General features: G+C 35.0%; 2 protein-coding genes and 1 tRNA gene. 1 reads left to right on the top strand and 2 read right to left on the bottom strand.

Annotation, left to right across the window (positions count from 1 at the left end; translation table 11 throughout):
- Positions 1 to 185: 185 nt before the first annotated feature.
- Entirely contained in the window at positions 186 to 1,136 is a 951-nt protein-coding gene (gene gshB, locus HET73_RS07105; protein WP_174132895.1) for a glutathione synthase, read from the bottom strand.
- A gap of 47 nt (positions 1,137 to 1,183) precedes the next feature.
- On the bottom strand, positions 1,184 to 1,780 hold the full coding sequence (locus tag HET73_RS07100; RefSeq protein WP_174132890.1) for a BON domain-containing protein: 597 nt from the start codon (positions 1,778 to 1,780) through the stop codon (positions 1,184 to 1,186).
- Positions 1,781 to 1,904: 124 nt separating this feature from the next.
- Between HET73_RS07100 and HET73_RS07095 the strand changes: the two genes are divergently transcribed.
- Positions 1,905 to 1,986: transfer RNA gene (locus HET73_RS07095), tRNA-Leu, on the top strand.
- Positions 1,987 to 2,362: the final 376 nt, after the last annotated feature.

Raw genomic sequence — 2,362 nt, 5'->3', positions numbered from 1 at the left:
TTATGTACAATTGATCATATAGTATTTCAAGCACGTATTGAAACTCGCTATTTGGTTTGCCATGTTCTATAAATACATGCTAACTATGCGATAAAGAAAGTGTTGGAAATAGAAGGTTTTTTGCGTTGTGTAACAAACAAGATACCCTCTTTAAATGTTGCTATATTGGGCGATATTCTCTTAACTTAACGCGTATGGTTTTTTGAACATTCCCGACAGATATGGCTGCTTGTTTTTTCTTCAAATACATCCCACAGGTCTTTTTCTAGTGATATATTATATAATTTATTGATATAAACCACTCCCGTAGGTGAAGTTGTGTTGATTTCGAGAAGAAAATCATCTATAATATCAATACCAACAAATATTAGTCCCCTTTTCTTTAGTTCAGGGCCAATTTTATTACATATCTCATTGTCTCTTTCGTTCATTTCAACGGGTTCAAAACTTGCTCCGAGCCGCAAGTTTGTTCTGATCTCTCCGCTAACCCTTGGAACTCGTTTCATTATTCCAATTGGTTGGCCGTCTATTAACAATATTCTTTTATCTTTATCTATATTTTTACAAAATGCTTGTGCAATTACAGGACATTCATATTTTGCAATCATCAGTTCCACTACTACCTGGATACTATTTTCATCCTGTATTCTTATTACATCATTCCCTCCGTAGCTATATAATGGCTTCAGAATAATATCTTGATAGTTGCGGTAAAAATCTCTAATCATCAATATATTCTCAGTAATCAAGGTTGGCGGAGTTAGCTCTGGAAATAATGAAGTGATTAATTTTTCGGGACAGTTTCTTATCTCCGTTGGATTGTTAATTACTAATGCGCTAGTTTTTTCTAAAATATAAGTGGTCGTAATGTAACGCATATCAAAAGGTGGATCCTGTCTGATAAATATGATGTCCATTTCGTTCAAGTTGATAGCTACATCTTTTTTGGAGATGAAACTAAAATCATCAACACTGATTTTCTGGGCAAGAGCAATTGGCTGGTTTAACTTTAGCGCTAAATTATTAGGGATGTAGGTGAAAACTTCGTGCTTCCTTCTTTGTGCCTCTTTTATTAATGCAAATGTAGTGTCAGTTTCAAAGTTTATATTTTCATCCATTTGAAAAGCTACTTTCATTTGCATATTACCTTTAACATAAAATTGCTATTGGAACTAAATTTTCATTAATGACGTAACTTGCTGTGTCTATAGCGTACATAACTTACAACTTGTTTTACTCCCTTCACTTTTCTTGCAATTGCTATTACAGCTTTTAGTTCCGCCTTATTTTGAGCTATACCCATCAAATAAACAACTCTATCAACCGTATTAACACTATAATTGATTGATTTGATATTTCTTTTTCCCAGGAGTCTTGTTCTTATTTCCGCTGTTATCATGCCATCCACAGTGGTGTCGAGCATGGAGGTTGTTTGAATTGGTGTTACTCTTATTTCATTTATCACTTCTTTAACTTCTTTTTGCTGCCAAGCTATTTTTTCCGCTGCGAGCTGTTTTTCGGGGATATTAACGTTTCCGATAAGTAATACTCTTCCTTCACTGACTTTAACTTTTATAAATGAAAATAGACCATGTTTTAAGAGTCCCTTATTGATTCTGATTACCATAGTTGTATCATCGACAATATTTCCCAAGGATTTATCTTGCATTGTTATTGCTGTTGCTGTAGCTGTGGCTACTACACCGCCTATTATAAGGGGTGTACAGCTACTCTGTGTAATCAAAAAAATTGCGAGTAAGAGGCTTGTTATTAGTCTCATTATTGATTTTTAGAGTTTAGAGTTTTCACTAAGAAATGTTAATAGGCTTTTTTGATTGTGTAAATACTATAAATTAAGTAAGACCTTGAGTATTTTAATAAGGTGCCTATAATAGGTACTGAATGCGGATATGGCGGAATTGGTAGACGTGCCAGGTTTAGGTCCTGGTGAGCTTGCTCGTGGGGGTTCAAGTCCCTCTATCCGCACTTAAAATCGTATTGGACTTCTTGCATAGTTTTCGCAGTGCGTTGCGAAAAACCCCTTGACAACTCCCGCCAACCCCATTATCAGGATACTGAAGCTATTTTATTTAACTTCGCGACTGCAGATTAAAACGACAAAGAAAACTTTGTATTTGGCGTCTCATGTTTAATTTTTTGCACTATGTGCACTTCACGTCTTTATAAATTTTACCTAGACTTCTAGGTTTTTGCCTATACAAGCTGAAACGCGCTTATAAAGCGTTCAAGACATCAAAAAACGTCAAATAGACAAGGGAGGATTTGAAACCGCGGGTTTTCTTTGCTTTTTTTCGCTTGGTAAGTTTCTTAATGTTTGTAGCTAAAGGTTAATTGCATTCTA

This window comes from Wolbachia endosymbiont of Atemnus politus, from assembly GCF_013309895.1.
Note: the sequence above shows the minus strand (reverse complement) of the source record. Positions and strands in the feature narration are given on the sequence as shown.

What these genes read in the sequence shown, in the direction of transcription:
- gshB (WP_174132895.1), bottom strand. Translation starts at nt 1,136, where the DNA reads ATGAAAGTAGCTTTTCAAATGGATGAAAATATAAACTTTGAAACTGAC.
- HET73_RS07100 (WP_174132890.1), bottom strand. Translation starts at nt 1,780, where the DNA reads ATGAGACTAATAACAAGCCTCTTACTCGCAATTTTTTTGATTACACAG.